The sequence below is a fragment of the Shewanella sp. A32 genome (assembly GCF_029167175.1).
Taxonomy (GTDB): domain Bacteria; phylum Pseudomonadota; class Gammaproteobacteria; order Enterobacterales; family Shewanellaceae; genus Shewanella; species Shewanella yunxiaonensis.
The window spans coordinates 124,256-144,514 of sequence record NZ_JARFTS010000007.1 but is presented as its reverse complement, the minus strand read 5'-3'; the positions used below and the strand labels follow the sequence as shown (position 1 = coordinate 144,514).

Below are 20,259 nucleotides of genomic sequence, written 5' to 3'. Positions count from 1 at the left end.
GCCAGCGTGTCGCAATGATGACCTCGGGTATTACTTCTGATCGATAAACGCCGCCAGATCTTGCTTGAATTTCGCCATTGACGGTGGATTGACGTACATCATATGGCCCGCCATATAGTATGCGGTACTGATATTTCCACGTAACGCATCGGGGATCTTCAGGTGGTCAAGCATGTACTGGGTTGTGAAAAATGGCGTTGCCATATCAAAATAGCCCTGCTGCACTAGCACCTTCATTTTGGGACTCTGGATCATGGCGTAAGCGAGGTCCACACCGGTATCAGGAAACGGCATTTTCATAAAGCCACCATTGGGTTGCTTGTGGCTGAAATCCCATTTGCTGAAGACATCACCAAACACTTTATAGTCACTGACGTCTTTAACGCCGAGATCGGTGGTGTAGTAATCCATAAAAGTGGAGAGAATTTGTGGTCCCACCGCAGAGGTCATTGGATCATAGCGCATATGATCCGCCACCGGATCCAGACTATAACCCTTAAAGCGCGAGTCGATACGTCCGACTGTCATGTGTTTGGATTTTAACAGTTCTTTCAAAAATGCCTGATGATCCACGCGCAGGTCTGACAGCAGCCAGTAACTAGCACTAACACCGGTAAAAGCCGCCAGCTTATCGGCTATGGCCTGCTTTTCATCAAAGGTTAATCTGGCTCCTTTCATCAGTGCCGGCGCGTACTCTTCTACGGCAAATTTTTCCGCCTGACTAATGAAGGTCTGCAAATCGGCAGGTTTGTCGGCAATCGCATTGTGATACCACGCAGCGGTGGCAAATGAAGGCATGAACAACACATGGGGCAGATCTGCCTGGCCGAAATCGAATCCAGTGACAAATTGTAAAAATGGTGACACCAGGATGATGCCCTTAAGCGAAATCATATAGTTGCTGACGAGGTACTGAGAAACCCCTGCGGTACGCATACCGCCATAGCTTTCCCCAAGAATGTATTTGGGGGATTGCCAACGATGATTTTCAGTAATGTACTGTTTGATAAAACTGGCGACAGATTCAATATCCTGATCAGTACCCCAGAAGTCTTCATTTTTAGCGTCGCCAACGGCGTGCGAAAGTCCGGTACCTACCGGGTCTATCATCACCAGATCGGCCTTATCGAGGATCGAATATTCATTAGTTACGCGTTTGAAGGGGCCGTTGTCACTGAAATCAGTATCCACAACAACGGTTCTCTGTGGACCGAGTATGCCCATATGTAACCAGAGTGAGGCAGAGCCAGGGCCACCGTTGTAGGCAAACATGATCGGGCGGGTACGCAAATCGGTGTCTTTCTTCACATAAGCAGTGAAACCAAAAAGGGCTTTGGGTTCACCCTTGTCGTTCTTCATCAACATGGTGCCGGCGGTGGCAACATAGTCGATTTTTGTGCCATCTATACGCATCGAATGATCAGTGACCGAAACTTTAGCTTCTGGTTTGGGTGGAGGGGTTTTACTTTCTTCTTTTTCTTTTGCCTGAAGGGTGCCGATACTAAACACAGTAGCGAGCATTAATATCACTAGCTTTTGCATGGCGATTTCCTTGCCGCGATAAAAAATTAAAGCGTAGGAGAGAATCTGCATTTCAGCCACATTTGGTCAGCTAGGGCGCCAGATGCGGCAAACACCAGCTGCGCTTTAGACAGGATGTTGATTTCCGCAGGTTTAATCATTGGATAATTATCTTTCGATATATCAGAAAGATTTGTTGCGAATTTAGCCATTTTCATTTCATTAATCACAGCTTAATCTGTGCTTAAGATCACAAATAGATAGATGATGTGATGTTGATATGGTGTTCGTGAGTATCTTCGATTCAGACACCTCATTGAAATCTGCTCATCGCCAGAACATAACGGCGATGGGTTCTCTGGACGCTCAAACAACCTGATGCAGGGCGTTGCGGTAACAGAAAGGAGTCAAATTTATGAGTACACAGAATTTTTACGATATGAAAGCAGCGGTTGTTCGTGGCAAAAGCCAGCCTTTTGTGCTGGAAGATGCTCAGATCCGCGCACCTAAAGACGATGAAGTACTGGTAAAGATTGTGGCAACCGGTATGTGTCATACCGACATGATTGTCCGTGACCAATATTATCCAGTGCCTTTGCCTGCCGTGCTTGGCCACGAAGGTTCAGGGGTGATTGAAGCGGTTGGCCCGCTGGTGAAAGATTTGAAAGTCGGTGATCATGTGGTACTGACTTATGGTTACTGTAGTCACTGTGATCATTGCGGTACTGGCCATGCAGCATATTGCGATGAATTCTATCCGCGTAATTTTAGCGGCGCCGATTCGCATGGCGAAACCGCCATTCATGATGCCAACGGCGACCCCTTGCATGACCACTTTTTTGCTCAGTCTTCTTTTGCAAATTACGCGTTATCACTGGAATCTAACGCGATAAAAGTACCAGAAGATGCGCCATTGGAGCTGCTTGGCCCATTGGGTTGTGGGATTCAGACCGGCGCTGGTGCGGTAATTAATTCATTACAGGTTAAGCCCGGCAGCAGCTTTGTTTCATTTGGTGCGGGGGCGGTAGGGTTATCTGCGGTATTGGCGGCTAAAGTCGCTGGAGCCACTACCATCATTGCAGTTGATGTTGTTCCGTCCCGGTTGCAGCTTGCGAAAGAGTTGGGGGCGACTCACGTGATCAACAGTAAGGAACAGGACCCAGTTGCCACTATTCGCGAAATCACTGGCGGTGGCGTGAACTACGCCCTGGAGTCTACAGGGATCCCGGCGGTACTGCGTCAGGGCATTGATAGTTTGGGATTGTTAGGGGCAATTGGTGTTGTTGGTGCCCCAGCACTGGGTACTGAAGCCAAATTTGACGTTAACGAGTTACTGTTGGGCGGCAAGACCATCCGCGGTATCGTGGAAGGTGATTCTACACCAAAACAATTTATTCCCCAGTTGGTGAAGTTATATCAGCAGGGGCGTTTCCCGTTCGACAAACTGGTGAAGTTCTACTCTTTTGAACAGATTAACCAGGCGGCTGAAGACAGTGAAAAAGGGATTACACTGAAACCTATTGTTAAAATTGGTTAGACATTAGCCACACCAGTAAATAAAAGCCACCAATAATATTGGTGGCTTTTTTGTGCACTGTTGAGGGGAACTCATCGACTAAACACTTGGTCAGTGTGGTTTGCCAAAATTGGCATTTCATTTATACCCAACAATCTGTGGCTGTCTTGCGCGTTGTTCCCTCTTGTGGTTGGTGAATGTCGTTATTGCTTAATGAGCAGTTTCGTGAGCAATTTTATTATTGAATAGCCTTACCATGTGAAATCATTTTATTAATGACAAAAATAATTCCCAGGATATTACTTGTTACGGCATTATTGCGATAATTTTAGATAGCAATAAAAATTGCGGATACTATTTTTTACATTGCAATATTAAATAAAGAACGAAATTTAATTCTTAGAATAAATTATAGAATTAATCATTAATAAATTTTAGTAACTGGTTATAAATAAAGTGGACAAGAAAAGGCAGCCAGTATTTGCTGACTGCCAGAATACACTATTAGAAATTGCAACGAATTTTCAACGCTGCAACTAAGGCATTGCTATTATCGCTATTAGCACCTGGACGGTAAATATATTGTAGTTCCGGCTGCACGCTTAAATAAGGCAAAAGTTGTACTTTATAAAGCATCGCAAGTGTATGCTCACTGCTGAGTAGCGGCATTCCGGTCGTTGTGGTGGGTAACTCGTTGTAAGCCTGAACTGCTTCAGACAGACGATTATTAACATGTAAGTAGCCATACGCGACGGCCCATTTGTCTTTGGGGCGAGATGCGAACGGGCCATTGATATCCATACCGATATTCAGTTGTTTATCAATTTTGGTGGTGTGTTTATCGCCGCGGTCGGCATATAAATTCAGTGAAATACCTCGTGCCGGATTGTCATCAAAACTGGTAATTTGTTGATCAATAATTAGATATTCACCATCAATGCTACTATGCATCCGTGCGGAATCACCAGACACCACCCGATAGTTGTTATTATCATCCAGTATCAGATCTGCCTGATCGGCGCTATCGTACCAGTAGCCTAAACGATAATTGCCGGTAAAGGTATTCACCACGGGCGACCACTGTAACTCGATAGGTAACACCATACCCTGGGTCCCTGCTGGATTTCCAAAATTCATCCCCTGACTGGTTTTTAGAAAACTAGGGTTATGTTGAATGACGCCTGTTTTAATTGCCCACTGATCACTCACTTTGGCTTTGAGTGTCACCGCCCATTGTGAAATAGGCCAGTTATAAGCGGTAGGACTTTGCTTGTTGAACTGCGTACTACAGAAGTTAAGATTCATAAAGTCGCATTCGCGGCCACCAAATTGGCTGCCTAAGTTCATACGCCCAAGGTTTAGCTCCAGATCACCATTGAAAAAAAACTGCTGATAACGCATTTCAGATAATCTGGTGACGCGTCCGCGACCATAGATTTCCAGTGACTGGTGCAATTCTCCTAGGCCGGCCTGAGTATTCAGATTATCGGCATCACCGCCGCGCATACTCATGGCAAAGTAAAAGTGTCCACTCTCCAGATTGATCAATTTGGCTAAATTAAATGCCGCACCTGCCTTAAATTCATCCGCAAATGCAAAGGCATGCTTGTCACCACCTGACAGGTTGGTACCGGATTCATTGGTATATACCAGATTTAAATCAACACCATCATCGTGCAGTTGTGTGCGTGTGCCTGCCCAGTCGCCCAGCATAAAATCACTGGCATGGTAACTGGCCCCTAAAGCAGGAAAACCGCAGAGTGTTGATAATAAAAATGGTAAAAAATAAATACTTCTCATTAGACGACCCTTACAGCACCTTTCATTTTTCTATGGTAATAACTAAAAATAAGCAATTAATGCGGAACAATATAAAAGTAATATACTGTTAATTAATTGTTAATTTTCAGGTTGGAGAATTGCGATGATTTATGGGGTATTTTTGATAAAAACTCAATAATAAAGTGTGTGATGTCATTAAAAATTTCGTTTATTGTCGATTTTGGTTAAAAATCATTGATGTTTTTTGGTGATTTAACATTGTGTATGACAACGAAATGATTTGGTGTTGAATGATGAATGGGAAAAAGCGCAAATGCTGATGAACATCTATTTAGCACACGATATTTTTTAGGATATATCAATAAGATGATTTTTTAATCATGAACGATAAATTGTTGCGCCTTTTCCCTAAATTTTTTATAGATTGATAATGTATTATGGGCAATTCAACAGTAAGTCACGATTAATAAAATCAGCAAAAGAAGTGTTTACCAATGGTATGACTTCATCAGCACGTATCGCGCTTGAGATACTTGTGGTGGCGACGAGGTCGCGGTGATGGTGTCAGCGGCGCTTGAAACGGCCGTGTATGGTTGGCGATACTGGCTAAAACGGTGACGTTGTGATTGACATATATCGCAGTCAAACGCGGCAGTTTTGATTACAAGAGATACAATTAATACTATGTAATGGCTGAGGATGCGGTTGTCCGTTTGCATCTTCGGAAAACTAAAAGGATTTAGGTTATGCAACCATTTACTTCGCAAGATAGTCTCATCAAATCCACCCCTGCGACCGTGCAGTTGGGTGTTGCTAAAGCCGACGGTAGACTGGTACTTGAGCATCAGCGGCTCACATTTGAGCCATTCAATAGACAACTGGGCATGGGGCCTTATCAGATTGCGTTATCGTCTATTGTGAGTGCCAAAAAATGTCGCGGTACAGCCGCGGGAGTTTTTCCTATCAGTTGTGATGCACTGGAGTTGCAGTTGCAGGATGGTTCTGTGTATCAGTTTATTGTGGCAAATCCACAAGAGTGGATCCGTGAGCTTTTGCATTGAGCCAAGCAGTGTTTAATAACCAATGGAGATATTCGCCGGGTAGCGGTGTTTCAAGCGGTCTATCGTGCCATCAGCCATCATAAGTCGCATAACCGCGTCAAAGTCGTCAGCCTGTTGCTGCAACTCTTTCTTGCGGGTGAAGGCCAGGTAACTGTTGACTACCTCGATCGGGGGTTCAAGTGTTTTGATTTGCGCCTCATGGTGCAGTTGCCGGATGATTTCCATGCCGACATCATAGCTGTTGACGATGAGCTCCACTCTGCCAGCGATCAGTTTTTTTAAGTTACCAATAAAATCCCGCGAGGTCTCAATATTCGACAGCGTGCCACCGGCAACTGCGGCATCAAATTGAGCACCATAAGATGCGGTGCCAACGACACCAATTTTAAATGGGGCCATGGCCGTTAGATTGCCTTGGTAACTTACCCTTGAGTCTGCTCTTGTGAACCAAACAAATGTCTGTTGGATAAGGGGTTGTGTGGTAAACAACAGCTTGCTTGCCCGTTCAGGTGTTTTTTTGAGTGTAAAATAGCCGTCGATATCGCCGTTATTTATCATCATCAGGCCTCTGGCAACTGGATAAAACTCGATTTCAACAGGTTGATTCATCCGCCGGAAAGCTTCCTGCACAATCTCAACAATTAAACCTTTCGCTTGGTGATTTTCTTCATAAATAAATGGTGGATACTCGAGCGTGGCCAGTCGCAACGGCGAGGTTGTTGCCACTACGCTGAAATTTACCAATAACCATAGCGATAACATTAGCGGTATCAGGTAGCGGTTATGCGGCATAATGCTCAAATCTGGCATGGCTTGCCTAAATTACGTTGGTATTCGAATGCGTTACGCTTTATGCCAAAAGGCTTAGTGTTAATCGGCATTATAGGCTCTGTAAAATTCAACTAACTTCTTCTTAGCAGGTAAATTCATCGTGCATTTCCGTCTTATTAATCCACTTATTGATCCACTTATTGATGAGCCGCTAGTTGGCCATTGGTAAGTGTGGACTCATTTCCCTCCTGAAAGAAGCAACAATTATATAAAGTGAGACTCAAGTAAATAAAAAAGCATAAAAAATAGCCAATTGGCGTGAATTATTTTTAATAATGAAATGTTTCTGAATAATTTTGATTATCCTTATTAATAATGGATCGATGTTGGTGGTTGGTGTGGCTGGTAGCAATAATCACTGCATCGGCTCTTGTTTTTGGGCGGTGTTCAGGAGTGCATATGATGAAAGGTCTATCGAAAATAATACTGAGTGCAGTCGCACTGTGGTTATTTGCACCGGCGGTAATGGCGGCGAATACTGATCAGCCCTCATTTGATTGTCATTTAAGTCAAACCGACAGTTCAGAGGTAAAACAATGGGTATGTGGCGATGGCGAATTGTCGCAGTTGGATCGTAAGCTGGATTATATCTATCAGCAAGCACAGAAAAAAACAGCCTTAGAAGATTTGCCATTGTTGGACCATAACCAGCATCAATGGGCCGCTGAACGTAATGCTTGTATGACACAGAAAAATGCTCACGCGTGCGCCATGAGTAGTTATCAACATCGTATTGCAGAATTGCAGTCACGCTACTTACTGGTACCTTCACAAGGTCCATTCACCTTTGTCTGTGACAATGTGCCCGCTACCTGGTTAGTCGCACAGTTCTTTGATTCTGATCCGAATGTGGCACGGGCAAAAGTGGGCAATGAAGAAGTAATGCTGACCCAGGTCCCCAGTGCCAGTGGTGCTAAGTACCAGGATGATAAGCACCAGTTATGGAATCATGGTGGTGAGCTGATGCTGCGTTGGGGTAAAGATGCTGCAGAAATTCATTGCCATAAAAAGGCTGATGGCACTGGTTATTAAAGATAAAACGTAAAAAAAACAGCGCTATGTGCGCTGTTTTTTATGTCATCAGTCGGCAATTTGCACTTTAACGACAACCTTGCGCACCTGTGATTCAGCCCCCAGGGTGCAGCATGGCATGTGGGCGTCATCTGGGTAGAAGATTGCAAACATGCCAGATTTCAGCGCGACATAGCTGGCGGCCGCTTGATTAAGGTCATAACTGTATTCTTCGAAATCCCGTTCGTCATTATAGGCGCTGCAAGGCTGTTGATGCGCTGGCTTGGGCAGAAAGCCAAATTCCTCTTCACCACTGACAATATATTGCACGTCGATATAACGACGATGAACTTCAAACGGTTCGGTGCCACGAGCAACAGTGGTGTAATCACTAATAATGGCAAACAGCGATTTACCTTCCAGGGCATAACTGCCTTTGGCAAGAGTACTAAAATCGGTAGTGGCTAAATACTCCAGCGCCGCGTTCAGGCGTGGATGCAGATGACTGTAAAGTGAGCGATTAGCTAACGTATCGATGATCATGACATTCTCCGGCAACAATGCGCGCCCAGTATATTCCGGCTGTGGCAAAAGTATATTGTCGGCATAAAAAAAGCCGGCAAAAGCCGGCTTTTGAACGTCATAGCACCACCTTAGAAGGTGTAACGTGCCTGTACGTAGTAATAACCGCCGTTAATACCGAATGGAGTATTTCCGACAGGGTATTTGAAGATACCACCAAAGCTTTGATCGGTTGGTTCAGTCTTGGCTTTGTCTGGGTACATATTGAACAGGTTTTGCGCGCCCAGAGTGACTGTCAGATCATCAGTCACGGCATAAGCCACAGACAGGTCTGTCGTGGTCTTTGAGCCATAATCCAGTGTATCACCAGTAGACAGACCTACTTTGTAATCACCAAAGTAGTTAAAGCGCAGTGTGGTTTTGACATCACCATAGGTATGAGTGAAGTTCAGGCTGCCTTTGTTCTGTGGTGATGAATCTGTCATACGTACCTGTTCAACGTGGTCGAACAGCTGGTCTTCCAGACCATCAAGCAGCGATGGCAAGTGAATGTCACGGATTTCATTCTTGTTGTAGGCATAAACCAAACTGCTGGCCAGATCACCAAAGCTACCCAGCTGGAAGTCTTTGCTGATAACCAAATCCACCCCTTTGGTGCGGGTATCTACACCGTTAATAAAGAATCGGGCAGACTGAGCGTTGGTACCAGAAAGCGCTTCTGCAACAGCTGCAGAATCACTTGGTGTCAGCGAGCTGGACAGAATGATTCGGTCATCAATATCAATCTGATAGGCATCCAGGGTAACTGTCACGCCATTGTCGCCGGTGTACACCAGACCACCACTGAAGGAGGTCGATTTTTCAGGTTTCAGCTCGTTGATGCCCAGGGCTTGAGCCACGGGTGACAAACTGTTGAAGGTGCCAGATTCAGTTGGAACCAGTTCACCAGTATCAGGATCTGATACGAACAGTGTAGAGATGTTGGTGAAGTACAACTGCTGTACGCTTGGTGCGCGGAAACCGGTGTTAGCCGTCGCACGTAATGCCAGTTTGTCGGTCAAGTCGTAGCGAGTGGCCAGTTTCCAGGTGGTGTTACCACCGAAGTCAGAGTAGTTCTCATAACGTAACGCGGCAGCCCAGTAGAAATCCTGCGTCAGCTGGTTTTCAACTTCGGCATAGACACCCGTGTTATGACGGCTTTCGTCAACTTCTGAATCTGGCGTGAAACCAGTGAAGCCTTGGCTACCCGCGGCACGGTTATCATAACCACCATTGGCATAAGACGCTTCTTCACCCGCTTCGATCTGATAGTTGTTGTTACGATAAGCCACACCCAGAGCCAGCATCAGTTCAGAGTCGTTATAGAACGGCAAATAACGAGAGGCGTCTAAGGTCAGGTTGGTTTCTTCGGTGCTCAGTGTCCCGTCGTAGAAACTGGTCTGACTGTCAGGACCGTAAGACGCGTTCAGACTGTTCTTCACATAGTAAGCAAAGTCGTTGCGACCGAACCCGGCAGCGGCATCCATTTTCCATTCGCCGGCATTGAAGGCATAGCCAACGGTAGCGGAATAGTCTTTAATTTTTGGCGCCAGTTTTGGCAGGAAGCCGTCAGGGTAGATTTCAAGGATGTTACGAGAATCCAGGGCACGACGATAAAACGCACCAGATTCGTTTTCACGATCACTGACACCACCAAAGAAATACAGTTTGTTATCACCAAAATACTGGGCACCGTTAACAAACAACGACAGGTTATCGTATTTACCTTCGCCAATCTGATGATTCTGGCGGTTAAAGGTTTCTTCCCGTGGGTCAAGACTGCCATCATCCAGTGTTGGATATTGTTGGCGCATGTCGAGTCCGGCACGGTTGGTAGGATTCTTGTGTGAGGCTTCTAATGAGATATCCACGTGGCCATTTTCGCTGAACTTGATACCTTTGTTGAGGCCGGCGGTCCATTGTTCGCCGTCACCTTCATAGGTTTGGCCACCTTGTACTGATATTTCGCCGCCTTCGCTGGCATCTTTCAGTACGATGTTGATGACCCCGGCAATCGCATCGGAACCGTATTGCGCAGAGGCGCCATCACGCAGAATTTCAATGCGCTTAATGGCGGACATCGGAATAGTGTTTAAGTCCACACTGGAAGAACCACGACCAGCAGTACCATTCAAATGTACCAACGCAGAACCGTGATAACGTTTGCCGTTAACCAGTACCAGTGTATGGTCGGGAGACAGTCCACGCAGACTGGCCGGACGTACTGCATCAGTACCGTCAGTCACGGAGGATTGTGGGAAGCTATAGCTAGGTGCCGCAAATTGCAGCGCCTTAGCAGTGTCGGTCATACCGGTAGCTTCGAGCTGTTCAGCGGAGATGATGTCGACTGGCACAGCAGTGTCGGTGGCACTGCGAACTGCCAGGCGGGAACCCACCACAGAGATCTTTTCAATATTAGTATTATTATCTGCAGCATACACCGCAGGTAACACCAACTGGCTAGCGACTGCCAGAGAGATAACAGAGAGACGCATACAACCCCTTACTTCATTATTTAAGTTAATTATTATGTTGTTTTTTCATTATTGTTACTTGAGCACGACAGTTAATAACAAATTCAACAATGTAAAATCAAGAGGAAAGTAGCTAAAAAAATGTTGTTAATATAATGTAAAAAGCAAAAAAATGAATATTGGCTAATTTTTAGCTAGCTAATTTAAAGTGTGTATGAAAACAGAGGCATTGCGGAAGGTAACATTGAAGTTTATGTAAATTTACGCCAATTTAGAATTTGTGGAAACTTTAAATGTAAAATCTTTGCGGAATTAATATGGCGAATCTGCGCTTTCTGGCGGGACCAATTGCCCTAAAAATATTAGGGAAACATGGATTAAAGCCGCAGCTGTTTCAACGGCTGTTGGCTGCTTCTGGCGGGCCGAAATGGCTGGGTATTGCCGGATTGGATGAGGTGTTATTCAGTGAATTTTTTCGAGAGCATCAAACACCACTTCATACCTATGGTGCATCTTCAGGGGCCTGGCGGCTAGCCTGCCTGGCGCAGCAACAACCATTAGCGGCGCTGCAACGATTAGAGCAAGCTTATATTTTGCAGCGCTATGATACCCATCCTACGCGTGAGCAGGTAAGCCAAACGGTTCGAGATATTGTGAGTCAATTACTCGGTGCGGCAGCGGGGAGCGATATTGTCAGCAATACGGTTATCCGCAGTCACTGGGTGGTTTGTCGTGCTCGTCATCTTAATACCTGTCATGCCCGCCCACTGCTTGCCAGTGGCTTATTGCTCGCGGGGCTGACTAACCTGGTTAATCGTCGTTCGCTGAGCTGGCACTTTCAGCGGCAACTGTTTACTAATGCGTTTGGAGATTCGCAATTTGCTGAACTGAGTGATTTACCGACACAGTTGCAGCCGTTGAGCGTAAAGAATATCCGCGATGTGCTACAAGCCACCGGCAGTATTCCCCTATGGTTAGCTCCGGTGACCCACATTGCGGGGGTGGGTGACGGTGTTTTCTATGATGGCGGTATCACGGATTGCCACTTTGACCTGCCACTCACCGAGAACGAAGGGCTGACACTTTACCCGCATTTCTATTCCTGGATGGCCCCGGGATGGTTTGATAAGGCACTGCCTTGGCGACGCGCCAGGGCAAATCTGGCCAACGCGTTGGTTGTGGCCCCCATGGATGCGTTTGTCGCTTCTTTGCCCGGTGGTAAATTGCCCGATCGCAAAGACTTTCAACAACTCGACAGTGACACCCGTATTGCCGCCTGGCAACAAGCCCTCAGTCTTAGTCGGCGATTGGGTGAGGAGTTTCTACAGGTATGGCAGTCCGGTGCCATTGCCGAACGACTGGAGCCGCTGTAGGTCATCTGCCTGCTTTGAGTTACAATCCTCCTGATAGCACAAAGTGCAGAGAAACTATGTTATGTGCAGTAACAAGACATGAAGCAGCGTGTCACCGCAGTCCATCCCTCCTGGGTGGTATTACCGCAGCAACAAACCGATAAACCTACGGTATTGGCATTTTTGCTGGCACGCTTTCCGGCAATCAGCGAAAGTGTCTGGCGTGAGCGAATGCAGCAGGGTAAGGTGCATTGGCAAGATGGTTCTCTCATTGATGAACAGACGCCCTATCAAGCGGCAAGACGAGTCTACTACTATCGCGAAGTCATGATAGAGCCTCGTATTCCGTTTCAGGAACAGATCCTGTACCAGGATCAACATTCTTTGCTAGTGTATAAGCCGCATTTTTTACCGGTAACCCCCGGCGGTAACTTCGTTAATGAATGCCTGGTGGCAAGGTTGCGTGCTCGCACCGGTATCGACACAATCATTCCGGTGCATCGCTTGGATCGTGATACGGCAGGGGTGATGCTCATGTCCGTGGCACCTGAGACCCGCGATGCCTACCACAGTTTGTTTCGCGATGGGCTGATCCACAAACGGTATCAGGCATTGGCACGGTTGACGCCAGCGTTGCGTGAATCTCTGCCCCAGGGCTGGTTATCGCAACCTAAATGTTGGACGGTGAAAAATCGGATCGAGCGCGGCGACCCAGGCTTTACCATGCAGATAGTACCAGGCACAGCCAACAGCCATTCTGAAATCCGCTTACTGGCGGTTAACGCAGATATTGGCCTATTTGAATTGGAGCCGGTGACGGGTAAAACTCACCAGCTGCGCTTGCATATGGCATCGCTGGGAATGCCGTTACTCAATGATCGTTACTATCCGCAGTTACAACCCCTGCAGGCTGATGATTTTTCCAAGCCACTTAAGCTGGTGGCGTGCAGGCTACAGTATACTGATCCGCTGTCAGGTGTGGCTCAGGATGTCAGCTGCGATGGTTTTACTGACGCCTTTGTCGCTGACTGAAAGCTGATGCGGATCTCTGCCACTGTTTAATGATCTGACTCACTTCATCAGTTGTCGCTCGGGTTATTCACAATACCGTGGCGCATTGCCGAACCAAGGAGTTTGTTATGGCGTTTTCCCAACTTGACCCTCATACCGCCCTCATCGTGATTGATTTGCAATATGGCATCGTGGCGTTACCGACTTGCGATGATGCGGCCGCTGTGGTCGATAAATCTGCGAAAATCATCGGTGCATTTCGGCAGCAGCAACGGCCGGTGGTTTTGGTGAATGTTGCCGGCGGTGCACCTGGAAGAACGGCTCAGGCACCCAGTGATGGACAGCGTCCGGATAACTGGGCGACGTTGGTTCCTGAATTGGGTACCGATAGCCACGATATCCATGTCACAAAGAACAACTGGGGCGCTTTTATCAATACGGATTTACATCAGCAGTTACAGGCACGTGGGGTGACTCAGGTGGTAATCATCGGGATAGCTACCAGTATTGGCGTTGAGTCCACCGCTCGTCAGGCGTTTGAACTGGGATACAATGTGTCACTGGTCAGTGATGCCATGACTGATCTCCATCGTGATACGCATGAAAACAGTCTTCAGCGTATTTTCCCTCGACTGGGTGAAACGGGTACCACTGAAGAGTTGCTAGCACTTGTGGCTGAATGACGTTAATGATCGCGATTAACCGTATTTTTGCTCACGTTGGCCTGTGGCGCTGGGTCTCGTTGATCGGTTTATCATGGCTGCTCGCGGGCGGATTACAGGCGGCAACCGTTCCGGCCGCTTTCCTGTTAGGGCCAATGATGGCGGCCGCACTGCTGGCAGTGTCGCACCATACCACCTCGCCCAGTATCCGCTGGTTTAATGCAGCACAAGGCCTTGTTGGCGGAATGATCGCCAATACTTTACCGACCGCAGTTGACACTGAAATGCAGCGACATTGGCCACTGTATGTGGCCTGCATCATCGGCGTACTGTTAGTGAGCAGTCTGCTGGGGTGGTTACTCGCACGTTGGCATATTTTGCCTGGCGCTACCGCAGTTTGGGGCACGTCTCCTGGCGCCGCGACGGTGATGACGGTGATGTCGCAAGAGTTTGGCGCGGATGTACGCTTAGTGGCGCTGATGCAATATATACGGGTGGTGATGGTGGCGCTGGTGGCCATTGCCGTTACGCGTCTGTCGCTGCCCGCCGAACAAGTTCAAGTGCCATCGGTGCAACAGGCATCGACCAATGAATGGCAGCTACTGCCGCTAATTGCTACCTTGCTGTTTATCACTAGTGGCGTATGGCTGGGTCTTCGCAGCCGTATCCCCGCAGGGGCGATGTTGATGCCATTACTGCTGATGATTGCCGTACGAGAATTAGGCTGGTTTCCCATTGGCTTACCACAGCCGATATTGTGGGCGTCCTATGCTATCGTGGGGTGGAGTATCGGTGCGCGTTTTGACTTACCTATTCTGCGCTACGCTGCCAAAGCGTTGCCCAGATTATTGTTATCCACGTTAGTACTGATTTTATTGTGTGGACTGCTGGCCGCCATATTGGCGCATGTTACTGGCATGGACCCATTAACCGCCTATTTGGCGATGAGCCCGGGTGGCGCAGATTCGGTGGCCATTATTGGCGCCTCCAGTCAGGTGGATATGGCGCTGGTGATGACCATGCAAACTGGTCGGTTAATTTTGGTGATGGTCATGGGGCCATTGCTGGCCAGAGCCGTGACCTCGCATCTGCAACGGCATCTAAAATAACGGCGTATATTTCATTAGCTCAGCCAGCGTATGGACACCGAGTTTTTTCATGGTATTGGCCCGGTGCACCTCAACCGTACGCAGCGACAGAAACAATGATTCTGACATCTGCTTATTGGTTCGCCCCTGGATCAATAGCTGCAACACCTGGCGTTCTCTGGGACTCAGAGTATTAAACCGAGCTTGTAACTGCTGCTCTTCCCAGACCTTGCGGCTATATTCGAGCGCCTTTTCGATAGCCGCTGCCAAGGCCTTGCCGTTGACCGGCTTTTGGAAAAAGTCACAAGCGCCACGGCGGAAGGCTTCTACCGCCATCGGCAGATCGCCATGCCCGGTGAGAAAGATAATCCCTAACGGACTATCACACTGCAGCAGTTTTTGCTGGAGTGCCTGGCCGGTGATCTCCGGCATCCGCGCATCCAGAATGACGCAGCCTGGCTCTTGTAGTGGACATTGTTGTAGAAAACACAGTCCATCTGCATAGCCCGTTACTTGATAACCAAACTGCCCCAGCATAAAACTCAGCGAATCTCGGATAGCGGCGTCATCATCTACCAGATAAATTTTTTTCTGTTGCATCAACGACCTCATCAATCTGTCGTTTCAAGAGTAATGCGCTGAGATAGCGGCGACAAACCTCAACGCTGGCTTTTGGATGCAGATCACTTGCTTTATGTACGGTGTATGCGGTGATTCAAGGAATTGCCGATTCCGGCGTATTAGGCTGGAAGCGATGATATTGACAGGGGAATTTATGAAACGACGCTGGTGGCTATTCCTGTTATCGCTTTGCTGTTGCCACAGCTGGGCTATGCACTCGATTGCGGATGGTGAGATGGGCGATGACCCCATTGAAGCGGTTTTTCGCGTGGCGGTGTTGGCAAACCATGGCGTGACAGAGGCTAAGCAGCGTTGGCAGCCGATGATGGATTATCTCAGTCAGCGGCTGCCGGGTAACCGATTTGAAGTGGTGCCACTGAATTTTACTCAAATGGATCAGCAACTGCTGGATCACCGTATTCAGTTCATCGTGACCAATCCTGGGCAGTATTTGAGTCTCAGTAATGAGTTGCCTTTGTCGTGGTTAGCGACCATGCGCAGTCGTAAACACAATGGTGCGACTTACGCTATTGGCTCAACGATTATTGTGCGGGCGGATAGTCCGATCCAGACATTGAATGATATGCGTGGCGTGTCGATTGTTGCCAGTGACCCTCAGGCGCTTGGTGGTTATCAGGCGGCCGTTGGTTTACTCAATAAACGAGGTATTGAAGCCAGCTCTTTTTTTGGGGACATCCATTTTCTGGGCTTCCCGTTGGAGCCCTTGGTGTATCAGGTGCGTGACGGCTCGGTAGATGCGGCGATTACGCCTTACTGTACGTTAGAGGAGATGGTAGATGGCGGCTTGGTGAAACGGGAAGATTTTCGTGTCATCAATCGTCAGCGACCAGAGGGCTACGATTGTGATGCTAGTACCCCCCTGTACCCCAACTGGTCGTTTGCCGCATCAGATTTGGTCCCCAGTCCAATCACCCAGGCCGTTACACAGGCATTATTTGATCTGCCAGCCGATGCGGATGCCGCTATTCGCGCCGATCTGATGGGCTGGACCGCCCCCGTCAGTCAGTTAGCGGTAATTAAACTTTACAATGAGTTACAGCTACATGGTGGCCCTCCGCCTTTGTATGATGCAGCGCGCAAATGGTTCAGGTTGCATCGTGAGCCAGCGATCATTTTACTGTGTATCTTTTTTCTGGCACCCCTGTATCACCTGTGGCTGGAATATAAAATTCGGCAGAAAAATGAGTTTCTGATGGCGACCGAGCGACAGCTTAAAGATAAAGAGTTACAGCTTGAACGGATGCAAAGTGCGGCAATTGTTGGTGAGATTGGTGCTGGACTGGCGCATGAACTCAATCAGCCAATTGCCGCGATTACTCAATATAGCGAAGGCGCACTGATGGCGCTGGAAAAGCTAGACCAACAAGATCTACAGCATCAGCAGTTACAGGAAGTGCTGACCAAAATCTATAACCAGTCGATGCGAGCCGGTAGTGTCGTACATCGTATCCGAGGATTGTTACGGCGGCGGCGTTCGGGAAATTCGCCACTATTTATATTGCCATTATTGCAGGAGTCACTGGCGCTGTTCCAGCGAACCATTGAACAGCAGCAGGTAGCGCTGCAGTTGCGGCAGCAGGGGCAGGAACAAGCTTTGCTGGGGGACAGTGTTGGACTCAGCCAGGTGTTAGTGAATCTGATCAAAAATGCTATTGATGCAATGGAGACCAGCACAGAGAAGCAGTTGCTGATCCGTATCGATTATCAGGCTTTTCCCAGTGAGCGAGAGATGCAGTTACAACAACCCTGGTTATTGCTGGAGATCAGGGACAGTGGCACTGGCTTAACTGCACCAATCAATCAACTGATGGAGTCCTTTGCCACAACCAAAGAACATGGGCTAGGCCTGGGACTCGCTATCTGCCGTGAAGTGATGACGGAACATCAGGGCCTGCTGCAACTGGAAAACCGGCTTGACCGTCAGGGCTGTCGGGTGCGGCTATGGTTGCCTTATCAGCGTAACTGAATCAGCGAATCGTTTGGATCATCTCCCAACGGCTGCGCAAAAACTCCACGACCAAACCAGCCAATAATCCGGCGGCAGGATTTACCGCCAGACTGACAATGGCCGTGGACGCAATGACGGCCATACAAAATGGTCGACCATCAAGTAACCGTTTAGACCAGGCAAGTTGTAATCCGGCAATGGATAACAGGCTGCCCAGTATGGCCATGGGGATCAGACTGAGCAACCAGGCAACTGATTCGCCCCAGCTCAAGGCCACGGTGATACAGGTGATGCCAAAAATTAGGGGGGCCCACAACCGCCGGGCACCAAAGTGGTACTGCACTGCTAAGCCGCCGGCACCGTGACACATGGCGATTGCGCCAAACGGTGCTAATAGCAGGTTGGCCAGTCCAGAGCTGGTGGCAAAGGCTTTTGGCGTAAAACGCTCGGCATCTTCCGGGAATTTCTCTTTGGCGACAACTGATGTAGCAATGACTGCGTTAGTCAGGGTCATTGCCAGTTGTGGCAGCACTAATAAGGTGAGTGCCTGCGACCATTCGCTCGCCAGCGGCCAGTGGAATTGCCAAGGGGTGTTATTAAAGCTAAAACCTGTCACATCGCTGCCATTGTGGTATTGCCACCACATGCCGGCAAATAACACTAACGGCATGGACACGTAACGTAATGGCAAAAAACGCAAAATAAAGATAAAGGCAAAAGCGCCAAAGCCAATCAACGGGGTGACAGTCATCATCTTGCCGCCCATCATCAGCAGTTGAATGCCTATAGCGAACTGGATGCCAACGCTGATGGCCTGAGAAATCTGTTTTGATAACCAGGTGATGGCACCACTGAAGGCCAGCAGCAACAGGATTATCCCCATCAGCATCCCACTGGCTTGCATCATGCCGGGGGTAAGCCCCTGAGCAATCACCATGGCGGAGATCACTTTCATTGGCTGGATAGGAATTGGGCGGCGATAAAATAAGGCTACTGCGACAGCAAACACGCCGAAGCCGAGAAATATACCTTGTGGGCAGAATTGATTTAGCGCGATGAGCCCGAGTACTAAAGGTAAGAAGGTTCCAAGATCAGCAAAGGCACCGCTGAGTTCGCCTAAGGTGCGGTTGACGTTGACGGAGACAGTACTGGGTTGGGTCATAAAGGTTGCCGTTGTATCAGTTATCGGAATAACCGCAATAATAGTGCCAGTTTTTCCGCGCCATTATTTCTCTGGATACCGAGATTTTCTGAATTATTCAGTTTCAGTTTAGCCGAACTGAGACAGTTTGGATTATGAGTGGGTCTTATTGTCTGGAAAGATGGGACCAACCCCGAGCAGGGATTGGGGTTGGTCCCGGTCGGGAGCATTCAACATGACCGACCAAAACAAGGAACGCCGGTTAGGGTTTACTTAGTGTGGCGAGTACCTTTTACTTTCATTGGGTCACCTTCATAACCCAGCGCTTTCCAGTCAAGACGACCATTAGCGCTATGGCAATCGCTACACTTCAGCGCCTGTTCCTTGGGTGAAACCATATGGTTAATGCGCCACCACATTTCGGTTGGGGCAAACCCATATTCACCACTATAGGTCGCACCTACAGCTTTCATTGCTTCACTGGCTTCCATCCCCAGACGTGCAGCTTTATCCCAGTCGAAGTCACTCCAGTATCCCCCTTTACCATACGTTTTCGGGTTGAGGAAGATATGGTTCTTCTTGTCGTAGATCTGTTTACCGGTGAATACCTTGAACGGATAGATCTTCGCTTTTGGATCTTTGATGTCACCCATTGGATAAGCCAGTTTGGTCACCTTGGTAGGGTCCATCTTGTCACCAGCCATATAGGCATCGGCTTTGCCGTTGTACCAGGCATAGCTTGGTTTCACCATTTTGCCCCAAGTGAATGAACCTTTTTTCTTGAGGTAAGTGTGACGACCATATTCATCGACGGCATCTTCTCTGTCTTCACCGGCAGTTGACCAGTCCCAGGTCAGCTTGGTGGCTTCCTGACGGGCATAGTACGGAATGTGACAGGTCTGACAGGCGACTGTTTCGGCGTGAGTATTCAGACGTTTATTGGCATGTGGGGCTGCATCGTGGCAGTTGGTACAACCAATATGATCTTCACCACCAGGAGATACGCCCATGGCATTACCGCTAATGTCATGGTCTTTGGTCTTATGACAGTCCTGACATTGGAAGTCATTACCATCGGCATTCATATGCACATCCAGTGCTTTATCTGGATAGGCCATAGATGAATCCAGATCGCCGTGTTTCACCGCATCGCCGCCGCCGCCATAGAAGTGGCAAGAGCCGCAGTTATCACGGACTGGCTTTCCAACGTTTTGAGCCACTTTCGCCAGGTCAACGTTTTCAAACGCTTCGCCAGCCACTGTCTTGGCATAAGTCCCCGTGGTGTCGTGACACACCAGACAATCCACTTTAGTTTCATCAGTGAAATCAAAGTTATTATCTTTCCAGCCATAACCGGCGTGACATACCGTACAACGTGGTTGGTTACCGGCGATAGATACGCAGAAGTTGTTAATTGCATTTTTCTTGCCGCGCATTACCGTGCGGCCAGGCAATTGCTGTTTCAGCTCCCAGGTCCAGTGGGAGGTTTTCATGACATCTTTCGCTTCTTTCTCATGGCATTGCAAGCAGGCCTTGGTGACTTCAGGACCATTGGCGTATGGCCCTTTCAGTACATCTTTATGCGGCGCTGCTGCGCTGGCACTTCCGGCCGCCAGCAACAGGAGTAACGCAAGTGATTTCATAAGTGTGTCTCCTGC

At 48.2% G+C, this 20,259-nt stretch carries 17 protein-coding genes; 8 read left to right on the top strand and 9 right to left on the bottom strand.

The genetic code is table 11. From position 1 onward, the window contains the following. Positions 1-30: 30 nt before the first annotated feature. Together PY479_RS07865 and PY479_RS07860 are read right to left on the bottom strand one after the other, a co-directional pair. Entirely contained in the window at positions 31-1,542 is a 1,512-nt protein-coding gene (locus tag PY479_RS07865) for a hypothetical protein (RefSeq protein ID WP_275483424.1), read from the bottom strand. Positions 1,543-1,568: 26 nt separating this feature from the next. After that, complete coding sequence (locus tag PY479_RS07860) at positions 1,569-1,733, bottom strand: hypothetical protein (protein ID WP_275483423.1); 165 nt, start codon at positions 1,731-1,733, stop codon at positions 1,569-1,571. A 203-nt stretch (positions 1,734-1,936) separates the two neighbouring features. On the opposite strand from PY479_RS07860, the gene PY479_RS07855 reads away from it, so the two are divergent. After that, positions 1,937-3,058 (top strand): NAD(P)-dependent alcohol dehydrogenase, encoded by a 1,122-nt coding sequence (locus PY479_RS07855; RefSeq protein ID WP_275483422.1) that lies wholly within the window; start codon positions 1,937-1,939, stop codon positions 3,056-3,058. A 483-nt stretch (positions 3,059-3,541) separates the two neighbouring features. Here PY479_RS07855 and PY479_RS07850 read toward each other — a convergent pair whose 3' ends face one another. Then, the gene (locus PY479_RS07850; RefSeq protein WP_275483421.1) at positions 3,542-4,837 is read right to left on the bottom strand and encodes a carbohydrate porin; all 1,296 of its coding nucleotides are present in this window, start codon (positions 4,835-4,837) and stop codon (positions 3,542-3,544) included. A 728-nt stretch (positions 4,838-5,565) separates the two neighbouring features. On the opposite strand from PY479_RS07850, the gene PY479_RS07845 reads away from it, so the two are divergent. Beyond that, the gene (locus PY479_RS07845) at positions 5,566-5,880 is read left to right on the top strand and encodes a hypothetical protein (protein WP_212594556.1); all 315 of its coding nucleotides are present in this window, start codon (positions 5,566-5,568) and stop codon (positions 5,878-5,880) included. Positions 5,881-5,892: 12 nt separating this feature from the next. Here the strand turns inward: PY479_RS07845 and PY479_RS07840 are convergent, their stop codons facing one another. Beyond that, positions 5,893-6,690, bottom strand: a complete 798-nt coding sequence (locus tag PY479_RS07840) for a transporter substrate-binding domain-containing protein (protein ID WP_275483420.1) — start codon at positions 6,688-6,690, stop codon at positions 5,893-5,895. Between the two features lie 420 nt (positions 6,691-7,110). Between PY479_RS07840 and PY479_RS07835 the strand changes: the two genes are divergently transcribed. After that, on the top strand, positions 7,111-7,743 hold the full coding sequence (locus PY479_RS07835) for an MliC family protein (protein ID WP_212594554.1): 633 nt from the start codon (positions 7,111-7,113) through the stop codon (positions 7,741-7,743). Positions 7,744-7,791: 48 nt separating this feature from the next. Here the strand turns inward: PY479_RS07835 and PY479_RS07830 are convergent, their stop codons facing one another. Then, on the bottom strand, positions 7,792-8,265 hold the full coding sequence (locus PY479_RS07830) for a YhcH/YjgK/YiaL family protein (RefSeq protein ID WP_212594553.1): 474 nt from the start codon (positions 8,263-8,265) through the stop codon (positions 7,792-7,794). 110 nt (positions 8,266-8,375) lie between these two features. Next, positions 8,376-10,778, bottom strand: coding sequence for a TonB-dependent receptor (locus PY479_RS07825; protein ID WP_212594552.1), 2,403 nt, complete (start codon positions 10,776-10,778; stop codon positions 8,376-8,378). Between the two features lie 296 nt (positions 10,779-11,074). Here PY479_RS07825 and PY479_RS07820 point away from each other — a divergent pair, with 296 nt between their 5' ends. The 4 genes from PY479_RS07820 to PY479_RS07805 all read left to right on the top strand — a co-directional run bounded on the left by PY479_RS07820 (position 11,075) and on the right by PY479_RS07805 (position 14,891). Further along, positions 11,075-12,130, top strand: coding sequence for an alpha/beta hydrolase (locus tag PY479_RS07820; RefSeq protein ID WP_275483419.1), 1,056 nt, complete (start codon positions 11,075-11,077; stop codon positions 12,128-12,130). 78 nt (positions 12,131-12,208) lie between these two features. Then, positions 12,209-13,141: a pseudouridine synthase gene (locus tag PY479_RS07815; RefSeq protein ID WP_275483418.1), complete on the top strand. Its 933-nt coding sequence runs from the start codon at positions 12,209-12,211 to the stop codon at positions 13,139-13,141. A gap of 107 nt (positions 13,142-13,248) precedes the next feature. Continuing rightward, positions 13,249-13,803, top strand: a complete 555-nt coding sequence (locus PY479_RS07810; protein ID WP_212594549.1) for an isochorismatase family protein — start codon at positions 13,249-13,251, stop codon at positions 13,801-13,803. After that, a complete protein-coding gene (locus tag PY479_RS07805; RefSeq protein WP_275483417.1) occupies positions 13,800-14,891 on the top strand; it encodes an AbrB family transcriptional regulator in 1,092 nt (363 codons plus the stop codon). Before PY479_RS07810 ends, PY479_RS07805 begins: the two co-directional genes overlap by 4 nt. On the opposite strand, the gene PY479_RS07800 is transcribed toward PY479_RS07805, so the two are convergent. Then, positions 14,883-15,470, bottom strand: coding sequence for a response regulator (locus PY479_RS07800; RefSeq protein WP_228730363.1), 588 nt, complete (start codon positions 15,468-15,470; stop codon positions 14,883-14,885). The genes PY479_RS07805 and PY479_RS07800 overlap by 9 nt on opposite strands. 232 nt (positions 15,471-15,702) lie before the next feature. Here PY479_RS07800 and PY479_RS07795 point away from each other — a divergent pair, with 232 nt between their 5' ends. Next, complete coding sequence (locus tag PY479_RS07795) at positions 15,703-17,478, top strand: sensor histidine kinase (RefSeq protein ID WP_212596684.1); 1,776 nt, start codon at positions 15,703-15,705, stop codon at positions 17,476-17,478. A gap of 1 nt (position 17,479) precedes the next feature. On the opposite strand, the gene PY479_RS07790 is transcribed toward PY479_RS07795, so the two are convergent. Together PY479_RS07790 and PY479_RS07785 are read right to left on the bottom strand one after the other, a co-directional pair. After that, positions 17,480-18,622 carry a putative sulfate/molybdate transporter gene (locus PY479_RS07790; protein WP_275483416.1) on the bottom strand — a complete coding sequence of 381 codons (1,143 nt, stop codon included), beginning with the start codon at positions 18,620-18,622 and terminating at the stop codon, positions 17,480-17,482. Positions 18,623-18,870: 248 nt separating this feature from the next. Beyond that, positions 18,871-20,244 (bottom strand): tetrathionate reductase family octaheme c-type cytochrome, encoded by a 1,374-nt coding sequence (locus tag PY479_RS07785; RefSeq protein ID WP_212594545.1) that lies wholly within the window; start codon positions 20,242-20,244, stop codon positions 18,871-18,873. Positions 20,245-20,259: the final 15 nt, after the last annotated feature.